The organism is Mesorhizobium sp. C399B (genome assembly GCF_030323185.1).
Lineage (GTDB): Bacteria > Pseudomonadota > Alphaproteobacteria > Rhizobiales > Rhizobiaceae > Mesorhizobium.
Map to the genome: position 1 here is coordinate 1,532,642 of NZ_CP100472.1, position 16,842 is coordinate 1,549,483.

Sequence of the window (16,842 nt, forward strand, 5' to 3'; positions counted from 1 at the left end):
TCTGAATGGCTTCAGTCGAAATCAACAACGTGCTGAAATCCTACGCCGGGCACGCCGTGCTGCACGGCGTCTCGGTCAAGATCCCGGACGGTCAGTTCGTCGTACTGGTCGGACCCTCGGGCTGCGGCAAGTCCACGCTGCTGCGCATGATCGCCGGACTGGAGGATATTTCGGGCGGCACGATCAGCATCGGCGACAAGGTCGTCAACGACCTGCCGCCAAAGAAGCGCGACATCTCCATGGTGTTCCAGAACTATGCGCTCTACCCGCATATGACGGTCGCCGAGAACATGGCGTTCTCGATGACGCTGGCCAAAGCGCCGAAGGCGGAAAAAAACGAGCGGGTGGCCAAGGCGGCGGAAATCCTTGGCCTGACCCAGCTGCTCGATCGCTATCCGCGCCAGCTGTCAGGCGGCCAGCGCCAGCGCGTCGCCATGGGCCGCTCCATCGTGCGCAACCCGCAGGTGTTCCTGTTCGACGAGCCGCTATCGAACCTGGATGCCAAATTGCGCGTGGCCATGCGCGCCGAGATCAAGGCGCTGCATCAACGCCTGCGCACCACCACGGTCTACGTCACGCACGACCAGGTCGAAGCTATGACCATGGCCGACCAGATCGTCGTGTTGAATGACGGGAGGGTGGAGCAGATCGGCAGCCCGCTCGAGCTTTACGATCATCCGGCCAATCTGTTCGTCGCGACCTTCATCGGCTCGCCGTCGATGAACATCATAGATGGCGTCGTGACGCGAAACAACGGCGCGCCGGCGGTGCGAACCAACGACGGCACGCTTTTGCCGGTCGCGCCGGGCTTCAGCGCGGCGGAGGGGAAGCAGGTGCGTTACGGCTTAAGGCCCGAACATCTCAGGATCCCTCTCTCGGGCAAGGGTATTGCCGCATCGATTGACGTGGTCGAGCCAACAGGCTCCGAAACACAGGTTCATTTGAGGATCGCCGGCACGCCGGCGGTCGCCGTGTTTCGTGAGAGAATCAGTGCCCGCCCCGGCGAGATTCTCTTTGTAGAGCCTGACATCGCCAAGGTGAGCCTGTTCGACGCCGAGACCAGTCAAGCTTTGCATCGACGATAACGGGGTCTCGCCTGGCCGGATGCATTGTCTCGAATCGAAAGAGCGTGTCGCGATTGATCGGCCTCACATCACGCAGTTTTGTAGACGTCTGCATTTCTGCTGGCTCGACATGTGCCAGATATACGGCGAGCCTCTCAGAGTGTCGAAAATTCTGGGCGTCTTCCTTCAAAGCCGCGCCTTGAGTTTCGAGTTAGCCATTTCGCCATGTGCCGCTTTGGCCAGTTGTGTGGCGCCGTCCTTCCTGTCGAAGCCTCATCGTCAAGCGACAGCTCGAGAGCGAGTTGCTCGATACCGAGCTGCGGGATCAGAGCGGTCAGCTTGATCAATGCGACGGACTCCTGACAGGTGGAACTCCAGGACGAAAGGCTGTCTATGTAAAGTGGCGTTTGTCCTGCAAGGCTGGGATCGGGCTGCGGCTCATTCGCAGCAAACCAATAAAGATGGACGCTCCGGCAGATTGACAGTAGGGTCGTGCTCGACTCCGGGTTTCGCGGGCCAATCTCTTTCTGTGACAAGGGCTCATTCTCCTAGCAATAAGAAGCTTGATGGCCGAGGATTCCGAGTACGCCTTGGAGGTGCTTCGCGAAGGGGCGGAGTTCACGCTCTACCGCGGCAAAGAGGTCGGCAACCAGACACCGATTCTAGCGGTGTCGGTCGCTGGTGAGCAGCCGTCACTTCAGAGTATTCGGCGGCTCGAACACGAATACGCGCTGGCGAGCGGACTTGATGCAGCATGGGCCGCCCGGCCCCTCGCCATTGCTCGCCACCAAGGACGAATGCTCCTCATCCTTGAGGATTCAGGCGGTGAACCCCTGGACCAAGCAATAGAGGAGCACAAAGGACTCCCCATCGATTTATCCCACTTGCTGCGTATTGCCATTGGTTTGGCAGTGGCGCTTGGTCAAGTCCACAAGCAAGGGCTCATCCATAAGGACATCAAGCCGGCGAACGCACTTGTAGACGACCGCGGTCGCGTTTGGCTTACAGGCTTTGGGGTTGCGTCTCGGCTTCCGCGGGAGCGTCAGCAGCCTGAAGCGCCCCAATTCATCGCCGGATCGCTTCCGTACATGGCTCCTGAACAGACGGGGCGTATGAACCGTTCTATCGATTCCCGGAGCGATCTCTATTCTCTCGGGGTCACGCTGTACGAAATCTTGACCAGCCGGCTCCCATTCACCGCTTCTGATCCGATGGAATGGGTGCACTGCCATATTGCGAGGCGTGCTGTCTCGCCCACTGAAAGTATAAGCGAAATTCCTCAGGTACTCTCGTCAATCGTGATGAAGCTTCTCCTGAAGACGGCCGAGGAACGCTATCAGACCGCGGGGGGGGTCGAGGCCGACCTGCGTCGGTGCCTAATGGAATGGCAGCTACATGGTCGCATCGAACCATTCCCACTAGCCGCCCACGACACATCGGGCCAGTTGATGATCCCGGAGCAGCTCTATGGGCGCGAAAGCGAGATCGAATCTCTGCTCGCGTCGTTCGATCGGGTAGTGGTCGAAGGCACCTCCGAACTCGTATTGATATCCGGCTATTCCGGTGTCGGCAAATCCTCAGTGGTGAACGAGTTACATAAGGTCATCGTCCCGTCGCGGGGACTTTTCGCTGCAGGCAAGTTCGACCAGTACAAGCGCGATAGCCCATACGCAACTCTGGCACAGGCCTTCCAGACCCTGGTCCGTCAGATTCTCGTTGAGAGCGAAGGGGAAGTGGATCGCTGGCGGCGTATCTTGTCAGAGGCGGTCGGTGTGGACGGACAGCTGATCGTCAACCTCGTTCCCGAACTGGAGTTCATCATCGGGAAACAACCGTCCGTTTCCGACCTGCCGTCCCAAGAGGCGCAAAACCGATTTAAGGCTGTGTTCCGTCGCTTCCTTGGCGCGTTTGCGACGCCGGAGCACCCGCTCGCGCTGTTCCTGGATGATCTGCAATGGCTGGACGCAGCCACACTCGACCTTATCGGGCACCTGATCACGCATTCGGAGGTGCGCAACCTTCTGCTGGTTGGCGCCTATCGAGACGACGAGGTCGGGCCCGCTCACCTGCTTTTGCATATGCTGGATACGATCAAAAAAACTGATGCGAGGGTGGGTGAGATAAAGCTGGGTCCCCTCGGGTCCGACGAGATCAGCCAGTTTACCGCGAGTGCAATCCGCTGTGATATCGAGCGTGCGCGGCCTTTGTCGGAGCTGGTTCAGGAGAAAACCGGGGGAAATCCATTCTTTGCAATCCAGTTTTTGACGGAATTGGCCGACGAGGGATTGCTCACATTTGATCCTGTTGCGCGAGCTTGGCATTGGGAAATCGATCTCATACACGCCAAGGGCTATACCGATAATGTGGTGGATCTCATGGTGGAGAAGCTGAAGCGACTTTCTCCCCTGACCCAAGACGTGTTGAAACAGCTCGCCTGTCTTGGCCACGCCACCGACGTCGCCATCCTGACTCTGGTTCAGAAAGAGACAGAGGAAGCAATGCACGAGACGCTCCGGGAAGCTGTTTATGCAGGTCTCATCGATCAGCAGGATGGCGCGTACAGGTTTCTGCATGATCGAATTCAACAGGCGGTTTATTCGCTTATCCCCGACGGACATCGAGTTGACGCCCACCTGCTCGTCGGCCGCACGCTTCTGGCGAACATGACGGATGACCAGCTCGCCGAGCACCTATTCGATGTCGCCGGCCAGCTCAATCGGGGCGCTGGACAACTGATTAAACCGCAGGAGAAATCCCAGTTAGCGACGCTCAACCTGCGCGCAGGGAGAAAGGCCAAAGCGTCCGCTGCCTATGTGTCCGCATCCGTGTATCTAGCGGCCGGCATGACCATGCTCGACAAAACAAGCTGGAACAAACAATACGAACTGACATTCGGCCTCTGGTTAGAACGTGCGGAATGCGAATTCTTGAGCGGCAACTTCGAAGAAGCTGAGCAATTGATAATTGATTTGCTGCAACGCGCGGCGTCGAAAGTCGACCTGGCGACCACCTATCGTCTGAAAGTCCTGCTCCACACTCTGAAATCGGAAAATGCCCAAGCCGTCGACAGCGCACTCTCGTGCCTGCGCCTGTTCGGCATTGACATCTCGGCGCACCCGACTGAGGCGCAAGTCCAGGCGGAATACGAAACGGTCTGGCAAACTCTTGGCGGACAGCCGATCGAAAACTTGATTGATCTGCCAATGATGACGGATCCAGAAATGCTGGCCGCGATGGATGTGCTGTCAGTGCTCCTCTCCCCTGCTAACCATACCGACTTCAATTTGTGGTCGTTGCTCGCGTGCCGGATAGCGAAGATGACAATGCAGCACGGAACCTGCGGCGCATCGGCCCATGGCTATGCCGATCTCGGCCAAATCCTGGGACCAGTATTTGGCCGTTACGGCGACGGCTATCGATTCGCTGAGCTCGCCTGCGAGCTTGTCAATAAGCAAGGTTTCGTCGCCTACCGGGGGAAGGCCTACCATGCGAAAGGCGTTGTCGCCGTCTGGACACAACCGATCGCAACCTCGATAAATTTTCTTGAGACGGCCTTTCGTATAGCAAACGACACCGGTGATCTGACTGTCGCCTGCTACTGCATGGACAAGTCGATAACGAATTTTCTGACGCGGAACGACCCGCTCGACGCAGTGTGGCGGGAGTCGGAAAGGGCCCTGGATTTTGTCCGGAAAGCTCGGTTCCATGACGTCGCTACCGTGATCGAGGCCCAGCAACGCTTCGTAGCGACCATGCAGGGCCGGTCCTTAACTTTCTCTACCTTCAGCGATGCGCAATTTGACGAAGCGGATTTCGAGGCGCAGATCATGGCTGACGGGACGGCCACGGCGACCTGCCTGTACTGGATCTTGAAGTTACAAGCCCGGTTCTTGTCGGGCGACTACGTCGAGGCGCTCGCATCGGCCGAGACAGCGAAAGAATTGCTTTGGGCTGCACCGGTTCATTTCCAGAAGCTCGACTATGTTTACTATACCGCGCTGACCGTGACTGCTCTCTATGAGAGCGCTTCGGTCGGCGAGAAGGGAGCTTGGCATGATCTCCTGGCGCTGCACCTGGAGCAACTCAGAGAGTGGGCTGCAAATTACCCACCGACCTTCGGCGACAAGCACGCACTTGTTTCCGCGGAGCTCGCCCGTATCGAAGGACGGGATGCTGAAGCCATGCGGCTCTACGAGGAGGCAATTTCCTCTGCTCGCGATCAAGGGTTCGTGCAGAACGAAGGCCTTGCCTATGAGTTGGCCGCGAGGTTTTACAATGCGCGCGGCTCAAAGATTTCCGCCATTGCCCATTTAGGTCATGCTCGGCGATGTTATGTCCGCTGGGGCGCCGACGGCAAGGCGCGGCAGCTAGACCGGCTTTATCCGCACCTGACCGCTCCGGAAGTGCAAGGTCGTGACGCGGGCATTGGCTCCCGGGTTCAACATCTCGACGCAGAGAGTGTCATAGCAGCCTCTCAGGCTTTGTCTGGAGAGATCGAGCTGCCCAAGTTAATCAAGCGGCTGATGAGGACCTTGATCGAGAACGCGGGCGCGGATCGCGGCCTTTTGATCCTGCCGTCAGGGGGTGAATATCTGATCCATGCGGAAGCGCGGGCGGCCGGAAATCAGATCGAAGTCACATTAAATCAAGAGCCGATCACGTCAATCACGTGTCCAGAATCCCTTGTGCGCTACGTCATCCGCACACGGGAAAGCGTCATTCTCGATGATGCCTCCAAACCTAACCTGTTCTCCGTGGACGGGTATCTGCACCATCAACTATCAAAGTCAATCCTGTGCGTACCGCTGATCAAACAGGGAGAGTTGACAGGAATTGTCCTCCTGGAAAACGCGCTGACCTCACACGCGTTCACGCCGGGACGAATCGGGGTCCTGGAACTGCTTGCGGCGCAAGCAGCGATCTCGCTTGAAAACACACGCTTGTATAGCGATCTCCAAGAGCGGGAGGCAAAGGTTCGGCGTCTTGTCGACTCCAATATCATCGGAATATGTATTTTCGATCTCGACGGTCGCATCATGGAAGCCAACGAGGCCTTTCTCCAAATCGTGGGATATAGCCGCGGCGATGTTGCTTCGGGCTCGTTGCGTTGGACCTCCTTGACACCCGCCGAATGGAGCTGGGCGGACGAACGAGCATTCGCGGACATGGCTTCTACTGGAACCTGCAGACCGTACGAGAAGGATCTTCTTCGGAAAGACGACAATCTCGTGCCCGTGCTTGTGGGTGGGGCGACCTTCGACGAACTCGGACATCAGGGCGTCGCATTCGTTGTAGATCTGACGGAGCGAAAACGCGCCGAGGCCGAGCTGGTGCACGCGAACCGCGTAGCGACAATGGGCCAACTCGCAGCCTCCATTGTTCACGAAGTCAATCAACCTATAGCTGCCACGCTGACGAATGCTGGAACCGCGATGCGCTTTCTCGCTCGTCAGCCGCCAGATTTGGATGGGGCCAAGCACGCCATCGATCGCATTATGAGAGACGGTAAGAGGACCGCTGATATTGTAAGCCGTATTCGTGACTTCTCCAAAAATGCCCCTGCCCGGAAGGAAAATTTGGAAATCAACGAAACAATTTTGGAAATTTCGGCACTAGCCCGTATCCCAATGTCAGAGAGAGGCGTCGTGGCGAAGATGCAACTGGCAGAGGGGTTGCCGCGCATTTTGGGGGACAGAGTCCAATTACAACAGGTGATCCTGAATTTGATCATGAACGCCATCGAAGCCATGAGCGAGGTTGGGCAGGTACTGCGCGAATTGTCGATCAGCACCAGCAAGGTTGACTCAGACGGCGTCCTTGTCGCGGTCAGCGATACGGGTCCGGGTCTATCTCAGGCCAATCCTGAGAGTATTTTCGAGGCGTTTTACACGACCAAGTCCAGTGGGTTGGGGATGGGATTGCCGATCTGCCGCACGATCGTGGAAGCGCATGGCGGCAGGCTATGGGCAACTCCGAACAAACCTCATGGCGCCGTGTTTAACGTTATGCTGCCAATTGAAAAATCGCCGTAGCGCATTTGTTGCCGTCATATCGAACGCTCGGCAGGAGTCTATGGGCCAAACTGCTAGAAGAAGCAAAATCCGCCAGGTTGTTGGTGACATCATTATGAAATGCGTCCTTTCCCCGCACGCACGACGCATCTAGCATCGTGAGTGCGTCCTCATGGAAGATCGGGAATCGTATTTTTGGTTACTGCCTGGCATGACTTCTCTCCTCAACAGGCACGACAAAATGGAAGATTACTCCTCGAGTTTGGACCATAGTTGCCCATAGTTTTCCACCATGCGCCTCAATAATTGAGCGGCAAATCGAGAGCCCCATGCCGAGCCCGTCAGCCTTGGTCGTATAGAACGCTCCAAAAATGCGTTCGAGGTTTGCGGGATCGATGCCTGGTCCCGAGTCTTGCACCGATACATGGACTTCACCGGAGCCCGTGACCGCAGAGCTCACTCGGATTTCTCCTGCAGTGTCGCCGGTCCCCTTGATGGCATCAAGAGCGTTCATAATGAGGTTGAGAACGACCTGCTGCAGCTGGACTCGATCGCCCAAGATCAGCGGCAGCCTCTCGTTGAGCCGCATTTCGATTGAAACGCCACTTTTGATGGCTTCGCCATGTGTAAGGCTGATGGTCTCAAGGATGACTTCGTTTATATCCAAAATCGATTTTAGCGAGGGTGCCTTTTTAACAAGTGTACGGATCCGACTGAACACCTGCCCAGCGCGGGTGCCATCGCGGACAACTCGTGCGATCGCTTTTTGAGCTTCAGGAACGTTTGGCGCTTCGCCCAGCCATAGTAACGCCGTCTCCGCGCTGACAACCACACCTGAGATAGGTTGGCTCAGTTCGTGGGCGATCGAGGCCGCCAGATGTCCCATTGTGGTTACACGGTTTACGTGTGCGAGCGCCAGCTTGGTTTCGTGATATCGACGTTCACTTTCGCGCGCTTTTTCCTCGGCTAGTTGCCGATCCGTCAGATCGACGACGAATGCAACGCCCTCGGTTGACCGCATGTCGAAGAGTGCCGCACCGATCAAGACAGGAACGCGGGTGCCATCTTTTTTGACGTAGGCTCCCTCGAATGACGTCGCGGCGCCAGTAGCGCGCATTTCGTCCATAATGCGATCATCTTGCGGATCCCATTCATCGGGCATCAGGCTCTTCCAGCGCAGTGAGCCAGACTCGAGATCCTCACGTCGATATCCGATGATCCGCAAGAACGCATCATTCGCATCGGTGATTCTACCATTAAGATCCCAAGTGAATATCCCGATGATGTTGGCGTTGAACAGCCGCTGAACACGCGCCTCGCGTTCTTGCAGATCGCTGTAGAGACGCGTGTTCTCCAAAGAAATCGCCGCCTGGGTTCCCAAGAGTTCCAGGAGTGTTATGCGATCGGACGTGAAGGCGTGCGATGCCAAGGTGTTCTCAAGGTAAAGCATTCCGCCCAGAACCCCCTGACGAACCAGCGGAAGGCAGAGAACCGATCGCGGGTTGCGAAAAGTCATATATGGGTCGACTGAAAAGAGATGCTGCTTGGTTGCGTCATCGAGAATTACCGCTTCTTGCGTCCTCATGACGTAGCGAAGGATGGTTTCGGGAGCCACCAGTTCTGTGGAGTGGCCATATTGCAGGACGATGCCGTCGCCGACTATTCGAGCTTCAGCTTCGACCACGTAATCGTCCTGACGCGGTAGGATAAGCAGTCCTCGGTCAGCGCCCGCACTCTGCAAGGCGATCGTCATCAACTGCTCGACGAGTCGTGGCAACAGAATTTCGCTTGATAGAGCCTGAGAAGCCTTCAGAACGGCGGCGAGATCGAGGTGTTTGGCAGGCGTCGCCCCGTCGCTGCTTCCGACGTATCGGTTGACGATATTTAATCTGAGATGGTCAGCCTCTAACTGTCTTACCTTGCCCAGTGCGCCCCATCTCAAATAGCCGTCGCGGGCTTTTGAAAGATACATTTCTGCGATGTCTTCAAACCCCCTGGCGGAGTAAAACCGCGCGGCTGTCTCATAGGCGATCGCTTCATTGTGGAAAAACCCATTGACACGGGCGGAGCGAATTGCCTGTTCATACAGCTGCTCCGCCTCTAGATAGCGGCCTTCGAGCCGCGCTAACTCTGCACCAACCAGCGCAGCTCTGTTTTCAAAATTCTCTGGACAATTCTCAGCCCACAGCTCGAGCTGTCTGTGATGCGCCACGAGTGTCCGACAGTGGTCCTCGAGCGCACCTGGCCTCTTGGAGAAGTGCGATGTTGGATCGGCGGATTTCGCCAGGACTGGATTGCAGAAAGCAGCAAGAGAAAGCGCCGCGTAGAAATGATATTCCGCTGTCTCAAACATCGCAGCGGATGTCCAAAGCAACTCACGGGCTCTTGCCGCGCAGGCTAATGCAGTAGAATATTCCCCGGCAAAGAAGCGGACCTGAAGCTTCCTAATCCAATACCAACATTCGGGTTGTTTAGTTGCAGAGTTGGCCGCGTAGCGCCGTTCGAGCTCAAACTCGCTCACCTGCCCATCATCGAAACTGCCAAATTTGTAAGTCAGTCCCCGCAAACATCGTATAACACCCATTTGCGCCTTCATGAGATCGATTATGTGGTCGTATTTCGCTCGCACGGCGAGCTCCAAACCTCGCTCCGCCTGACGCTGTGTCTCTTCAAGCGGATCACCCGCCGCTAAGAAATTCGTGTTAAGGTTATCGAAACTATACACGGTGAACGTGAGGTCGCCAGCCTCCTTCGCCGTTTCAAATGCCCGCCAAATAAGCGCTCGACTAACGCTGACATGTCGGGTCCACGTTAATGAAAACTGCGCAAACCAGAGATAGGCACGGGCGCGAAATCGCTCCAGGCCCGGCCTGTCCACCAATTCATAACCGAGATGACCGAACGCGAACCCAGCTTTGTAATCGCCGAACTGGGGCCCGGCTATTTTGCCGAAAAAGACGTAGGCAACACAGGAGCCGTCGCCGTGCCCTTCGTCCAGGCTCAGATTAATTGCGCGGCAGATGGCAAGCGAAAGCAGATTTGCATCGGTGAAAAGCGCCGACGGAAAGATCCTCGTGAGCACGTCTAGTGTGCCGAGGGAAACAGCGTCTTTCATCAACGGCAAATCGACCAGTTCTTGAACCGTCCGATCGCCGATCCGCTTCCAAATCTTGCCGTATTCGCGCTTCACCTGAGTTCGCGTCGGATGCGGTGACCAGTTCACTCCCAAGTGACCCAGATACTCGATGCAGATGTCAACGGCTTTGTCGCATTGATCGAGGGTCGTATACAAATCAATGCGCAGGCAAGCGACAGTCGCTCTCTCAAGCGTACTTCCTGCTCGGACAGAGAGCGTAGTGAGGCGTTCTTCGGCAGCCCATTTCTGACCGATAAGAAAATCGCATTCAGCCTGATAGAACTCAAGGGCAAACGCGAGTTCATGGCGATCTACCCAAGCTTGGGCTCCCAAAAGTGATGCGCCGGTAGCGAAATAATTGAGTGCTGGAAGAAAGGCGGCCGACGCCCTAGCTCGCCTGCCTGCAATCAGGTTGAACTCGGCGAGTTGTTCCTGCTCTTCCTTCAAGAAGATAAGTGCAGTGCCGCGGTTGAGCTGATTGACGATATCGAAAATCAACTCATCTCGCATTGAAGAGGGCGTGTTCAAGACCAGCACTCTACCGATGTGGAGATGCATCTCGATCCGTTTGTCGTGCGGGATCAGCGAATAGGCAGCTTCGTGTATTCGGTCATGAATAAATCTGTAGCTATCGTCACTCTTCTCGATGAAATTCCGCCGAACGGCATCCCAAAGCGCTGCATGGACGTGATCCTCCGACCTCGAGAGGACCGTCGCAAGCATCGCGGTGGAAGCGGCGGTCCCAAGACAAGCCAATTGGAGCAGTGCAGATTGCGTAACTGTTGACAGCTGGGCAAGCTTGCCCACCATCAGTTCAACCACATTTTCGGTGTATAATTTGCTTCGAATGCCTTCAGGATCCCAAGTCCAAGCTCCTATTGTCCGATCGAATTCAACTACGCCTTCATCGACAAGGGCAGACAGGAACTGCATTACAAAAAAAGGATTACCAGCGGTCTTTTCAAAAAGAATTCTAGCTAGAGCGACAGCGCGAGCCCGAACGCAATGAAACGCGTCCATCACCAGCTCTTCAAGATGTTTTCGGCTGAGAGGCGTCAGCTTAGTCTTTTCGACTTTCAGGCCCGTGCTTTGAATGGCCTCCAACTTGCGGGGGAGCGGGTGATCCAAATCGACTTCGTTGTCCCGGTAAGCGCCGATCACCAGCAGGTAGCGAAGCTCAGAACGGGTCATCAGATCTTCGAGGAGGTCGAGCGATGCCGCATCGACCCAATGCAAATCATCTAGGAACAGTACCAGCGGATGCTCTTCCGTTGCGAACACGCCGACAAAGCCTCGGAAGGCTATTTGGAAAGCCTGCTGCGCCTGCTGCAGCGGAAGATCCGGAGCAGGCGGTTGCTCCCCGATAACCAGCTTCAGTTCGGGCATGAGTTCGACTAGATGCTGTCCTTGTGACCCTACGGCCTCGCGCAATGCCCTGCGCCAGCCTGCCAGTTCCGAGTCGCCCTTGCCTAAGAAGCTGCGGATCAATCGCTGAAATGCCTGAGCGACCGTTGCGTACGGAATATCGCGCTTTTCCTGTTCGAACTTGCCGGAAGCAAAGAGGCCGCGAGACGATAATATGGCCTTATTCATCTCGTTCACGACGGAGGATTTTCCGATCCCGGAATACCCAGAGATAATCACCAGTTCCGTTGCCCCAGTCGTCGCGACGCGACCATAGGCATTTAGCAGGGACGCAATTTGGATATCTCTTCCGTAGAGCTTCTCTGGCATCATTAGTCGATCAGGCGTGTCACGGGCGCCTATGGTAAATGGGACGATCTTCCCTGCCGCTTGCCACTGCGACAGGCAACGTTGGAGATCATGCTCGACGCCAGTGGCGGTCTGGTAGCGTTCGTCGGCTGTCTTCGCGAGCAGTTTTGTGACTATATCGGAGATCGGGCCTGGTATATTCGCCACTCTTTCACACAGCGGCGCCGGAGTCCTGGCAATGTGGCAATGAATCAGTTCGAGGGGGTCGGACGTGGTGAATGGCAACACGCCCGCCAACATTTCGTAGAACACCACTCCGAGCGAGTAGAGATCGCTACGCGAGTCGATCGAGCGGTTCATTCGTCCGGTTTGCTCAGGTGCCATGTACGCAAGCGTTCCTGCGATGAACTCTGGTGGGCTAAGTGCCTGACGCTCACGCGGCAGTCGGGAGGCATGGCCAAACCCCGTCAGACACACTCGCTCAGATATCTGGTTCACCAGAATATGTATCGGCTTCAGATCCTTATGGACCAAGCCTCGTTGATGTGCATGGCTTAGGGCCGCTGCAGTGCTTATACCCAGTCGAAGGAACTGAGGTATCGACATCGGTTTACCGATATGGCGGTCAAGTGTTTCGCCACCGGGATCTTCCAATATCAGTATCGTTCTATCGCGGTCTGGAACGAGCTCTATGGGACGGGCAGACCAAGCACTGTCGAGATGGTCCTTGAGTTCGAACTCATGCGCGATCTGAGCGATGCTCGTCGGACGTGGGTGCACTGTGGTCAACCTGAGCGCAAGCACATTGCGCGGCGGCTGATCACCATAAGCCATTAGCTCTCGATGGAGCGCGCGCTCGCCGTCCTTCCACAGAACTTCAGGACCACTTTCGCGCGCAAAAAGCGAGATCTGCGGCTCCATCCATCACGCTCCACGGTTTTTCCAATTGGATATTGCGGAGGAGCGTTTCACAAAGAAACCGTGCTGACTAGGCTCCACTCGCCACCGGGCGACTGTTCGGCGACTGGCAGGCGAGCCTAGTTTGTCCAAATGCGGTAAAATGAAAAAAGGACACCAATCCCCGTGGCCGCTTCTTGGTACACGGCAAGGGAACTTCAGCGAGTTCTGGCGAACAATATGCCAATGTCATTGCGCGAGCGGTTGATCCTCACCTGGCTCCCTTCTCCGTCGCTAGACAGTGCCCTCTGATTTGCAAAAAAATGGGGTTTGGTACATTTACTACGAATGCCGAAAATACGCGGCTCGCCGCGATGAGCGGGTCGGCGCGCCAGAAGAGCGTAAGGGATGCACCAGAGGGAAAGATCATGTTCAACAAGGTTGCAATGATAGCCATCGCACTTGCGTGCGTCTCCAGCGTCGAAGGCGTCGCCATCGCCAAGCCAAACTTCATAATGGTGACCCATTCCCCGCCGTCCGATACGTATTGGTCGGGCGTTATCAAAGGCCTAGAGCAGGCAGGCAACGACCTTGGCGTGAATGTGCAGTATCGCGGCATCGAAAACAATCTAAACGACCCGAACCAGCAGCGCCGGAATCTTGAAGCCGCCATAGCCGCAAAACCTGACGGTATTATCGTGTCCGATCCAACGCCCGCTTCATTAAACGAGAGTATCAAGAAAGCGTCGGAAGCCGGCATTCCAGTAATTATCGTTAATCAGGGAGGCGACCAGGTGGCCGATGTCGGCGCGCTTGCGTTCGTTGGCGATGACCCGGGTAGACAGGGCGCGGTGGGCGCAGCGCAGTTCAATGCTCTCGGCTCGAAACACGCGCTGATTATCACCGCCCCTATTGGCGCATTGCCCTTCCTTGATGCGCGTACCAACGGGTTCAAGGCGGCATTTGCTGGAACTTCAGCTTTGGCCGAGATCCCGCTCACCGATTTCAACAATTCAAACCGGATCAAGACGATTACCGAATCGCAACTGCAAAAAGACCCCTCGATAGACGCCGTATTCTCTATCGGTGGATGTTGCATCGCGGCAATGACCCAGGTCCGCACCGACATAGGTGAGCGCGGAAAGGCGATGCATTGGGGCACGATCGATCTAACAGCAGGCGCCGTTTCGTCCCTCAAGGCGCACCAACTAGATTTCGCCCTTGATGCGCAACAGTACGCTCAAGGCTACTATCCGGTGATAATGCTGGCGCTGTATATTCGCCAAGCCATTCAACCAGCCGAGCCAGTGCTCGTGACCGGGCCCGTCGTTATCACTCCGAACAACGTCAACAGACTTGAGGCTTCCGCTCGCTAGGAGTAACCAGAATCCAGGGCTGGAGGCGCTGCATGTCGTTTGATACTAAGGCGCCACCATGGGAATCCTGAGCGCCAAGCGCATTGCTTCAGTGTTGGCCCGTCCAGAATTGACCGCCGTCGCCGGGACGGTAATCGTTTTTGTCTTCTTTGCCGTTTTCACAGGCGAGGCAGGGTTTCTGACACTGCCGATGACACGCAACTATCTGGAGGTCGCGGCGGAAATCGGCATTATTGCCGCACCGGTCACGCTCCTGATGGTAGCGGGCGAGTTCGACCTCTCTGTTGGATCTATGGTGGCGGCAGCCGAGTCGATTTTAGGCTACCTTTTAGTTGAATGTGGGTGGCCACTTTCAGCAGCTTTGGCCGTCACCATCTCGGCGGCAGCAGTTGTCGGAATAATCAACGGCCTCCTTGTCGTGACAACCAGGTTGCCCTCTTTCATAATAACGTTGGCGATGCTGTTCATTCTGCGCGGTGCTGCACAAGGCGGCTTACGGATGTTGATTGGCACAAGCACGGTGGATGGCGTTCGAGACGTGACGGCCGGGGACGCGTCGGCGGCATTGTTTGCATCCTCGATCGGTCCGTTTTCCATTTCGCTGTGCTGGTGGGTTCTCATAACAATCTTAGCGGCGTGGGTCCTGGAAAAGACCGCTTTCGGCAATTGGATCTATGCCACCGGCGGAGATTCGCGGACCGCTGTGCGGCTGGGTATCCCGGTCAAAAAGGTCAAAATCCTACTCTATGTGACGGTGGCGGTTTCAGCATCGTTAGTTGCCGCACTGGATATCTTTGCCATAAACCAAAGCAATGCCAACGCAGCGGTCGGGCGCGAATTCGAGGTGGTCACGGCTGCGGTCATCGGCGGTGCGCTCCTGACCGGCGGCTACGGGTCGCCAATCGGATCCCTTTTCGGAGCCCTGCTCTTTGGCATGGTCGACCAAGGCTTCTTCTTCACGCCGCTTCCCGATGTCTGGTTCATGACATTTCTTGGTCTCATGCTTCTGATAGCGGTGCTTATCAATAACTACACTCGATTAAAGGCGATGAAACCGGAGGGTGCGGCTCATAAAAGATGACCCTTACCTTGAGGCTGTCTGCGTCTCGAAATCGTACCAGAATGTTGCAGCGTTGGTTGACGTGAGCCTCTCCGTCCGGCCGGGGGAAGTGGTTTGCCTGCTAGGTGACAACGGAGCCGGCAAGTCTACGCTGATTGAAATCCTATGTGGCGTGGCAAAGCCCGACAACGGGACTGTACGCGTATCAGGGGTTGGAGTGCGTCTGGGGTCGCCGAGCGACGCTCTAGACATGGGCATTGCAACAGTCTTCCAAGACCTTGCCTTGGTGTCGATCATGTCCGTGTATCGCAATTTCTTTCTCGGGCGAGAGCCACGGATTGGCTGGGGACCGTTCCAGCGATTTGATTCCCGCAGCGCTATCGCGATGACCGAGGAAGCGCTGCGTGATCTAGGCGTCAGCTCGGCCGCCGTGCGTAGGTCGATCAACACCCTCTCGGGCGGTCAACGTCAGTGCGTCGCGATCGCTCGAGCCGTACATTTTGGCGCTCGCATTCTCATTCTCGATGAACCGACGTCGGCTCTTGGAGTGAATCAGGCCGAGATCGTCCTAGGCTACATACAGAAGGCGAAGGAGGCGGGAATCGGCGTGATCTTGGTTACGCATAACGCTCAGCACGCGTACTCGATCGGAGATACGTTCGTAGTGCTGTTTCTCGGGCGCCAACTCGGAACGTTCAAGAGGTCTGACCTTACGGAAAACCAGCTGATGAGGCTGATGGCGGGCAAAATTGATGAAGCAAACGGCGCATTGGAGCGGAACGCTGGTTGAAGACCCAGCGATCGCAGTCATCAGGCTACCTTCCAAAGTCATTTTTGCCGACGAAGCCTTCTAAGCACAAGATAGCATCCCTCACTGTTGCTGAGACCCCAAGCTACGGCATCATCCCTTGGGAGCTAGAGAAGCCGAACGGACACACATTACCAATTCTTCGATGCTGAAGGGCTTACAAAGGTAACCAATGATACCCTCGGCCGAAGCGCGCACATCGACCTCGTCATTGGGGTATGCCGAAATCAGAATCGTCGGAATACTATGACCTAGATCCCGTAATCGACGGTGCAGCTCGAAGCCATTCATATCCGGCATTTGCACGTCGGACACGATGCAAGCGCTATCCAGGACCTCAGGGGAGGCTAGAAACTCGGGGCCAGATGCGAATGTCGCGACCCGGAAACCCATCCAAAGAATTAGGCCCGCAACGGACTCGCGGATCGACTCGTCATCATCAATGATCGAGATTAGGACCTTTTGGCCAGTGGCCCGACCTGTGTCCGTCTCATGCGGTGTGGCCATCTACCACCTCCGAAGACAGTTACGCTCTGCTGACATTCCCGCCACCAGACTGACGCTCGCGGCCGTGCTCACCATGTCCGTAACCGAACGAACTTTCATTCTTGCATCACTCTCCCATGAGGTGCTTCCATCTCAATCCGCCTATGCCGCGTCTCGCACCGGTTCGACTCGCAAGCCTTGAGTGACCAAAACCATGACCTCTCGCAGGCGGCTGGTTAGCAATCCCGTAGTGCTCCGTCTGCCGCCCTGTCGTCCCGAACTTTCTACTAC

At 56.2% G+C, this 16,842-nt stretch carries 7 protein-coding genes; 5 read left to right on the forward strand and 2 right to left on the reverse strand.

Annotated elements, in window-relative coordinates:
- Positions 1–5 precede the first annotated feature (5 nt).
- On the forward strand, positions 6–1,085 hold the full coding sequence (locus NLY36_RS07225) for an ABC transporter ATP-binding protein (protein ID WP_023734891.1): 1,080 nt from the start codon (positions 6–8) through the stop codon (positions 1,083–1,085).
- A 545-nt stretch (positions 1,086–1,630) separates the two neighbouring features.
- Entirely contained in the window at positions 1,631–7,096 is a 5,466-nt protein-coding gene (locus NLY36_RS07230) for an ATP-binding sensor histidine kinase (RefSeq protein WP_023734892.1), read from the forward strand.
- 178 nt (positions 7,097–7,274) lie between these two features.
- Here NLY36_RS07230 and NLY36_RS07235 read toward each other — a convergent pair whose 3' ends face one another.
- Positions 7,275–12,845: a trifunctional serine/threonine-protein kinase/ATP-binding protein/sensor histidine kinase gene (locus NLY36_RS07235; RefSeq protein WP_023734893.1), complete on the reverse strand. Its 5,571-nt coding sequence runs from the start codon at positions 12,843–12,845 to the stop codon at positions 7,275–7,277.
- A gap of 404 nt (positions 12,846–13,249) precedes the next feature.
- On the opposite strand from NLY36_RS07235, the gene NLY36_RS07240 reads away from it, so the two are divergent.
- Genes NLY36_RS07240 through NLY36_RS07250 form a run of 3 tightly spaced genes read left to right on the forward strand, consistent with a single transcriptional unit; the run spans position 13,250 to position 16,047 of the window.
- On the forward strand, positions 13,250–14,197 hold the full coding sequence (locus NLY36_RS07240; protein ID WP_196813636.1) for a sugar ABC transporter substrate-binding protein: 948 nt from the start codon (positions 13,250–13,252) through the stop codon (positions 14,195–14,197).
- A 58-nt stretch (positions 14,198–14,255) separates the two neighbouring features.
- A complete protein-coding gene (locus NLY36_RS07245) occupies positions 14,256–15,278 on the forward strand; it encodes an ABC transporter permease (protein WP_031199895.1) in 1,023 nt (340 codons plus the stop codon).
- The gene (locus NLY36_RS07250; RefSeq protein WP_031247018.1) at positions 15,268–16,047 is read left to right on the forward strand and encodes an ATP-binding cassette domain-containing protein; all 780 of its coding nucleotides are present in this window, start codon (positions 15,268–15,270) and stop codon (positions 16,045–16,047) included. The genes NLY36_RS07245 and NLY36_RS07250 overlap by 11 nt, the downstream gene beginning before the upstream one ends.
- A 111-nt stretch (positions 16,048–16,158) precedes the next feature.
- Here NLY36_RS07250 and NLY36_RS07255 read toward each other — a convergent pair whose 3' ends face one another.
- Positions 16,159–16,572, reverse strand: coding sequence for a response regulator transcription factor (locus tag NLY36_RS07255; protein ID WP_050590565.1), 414 nt, complete (start codon positions 16,570–16,572; stop codon positions 16,159–16,161).
- Positions 16,573–16,842 lie beyond the last annotated feature (270 nt).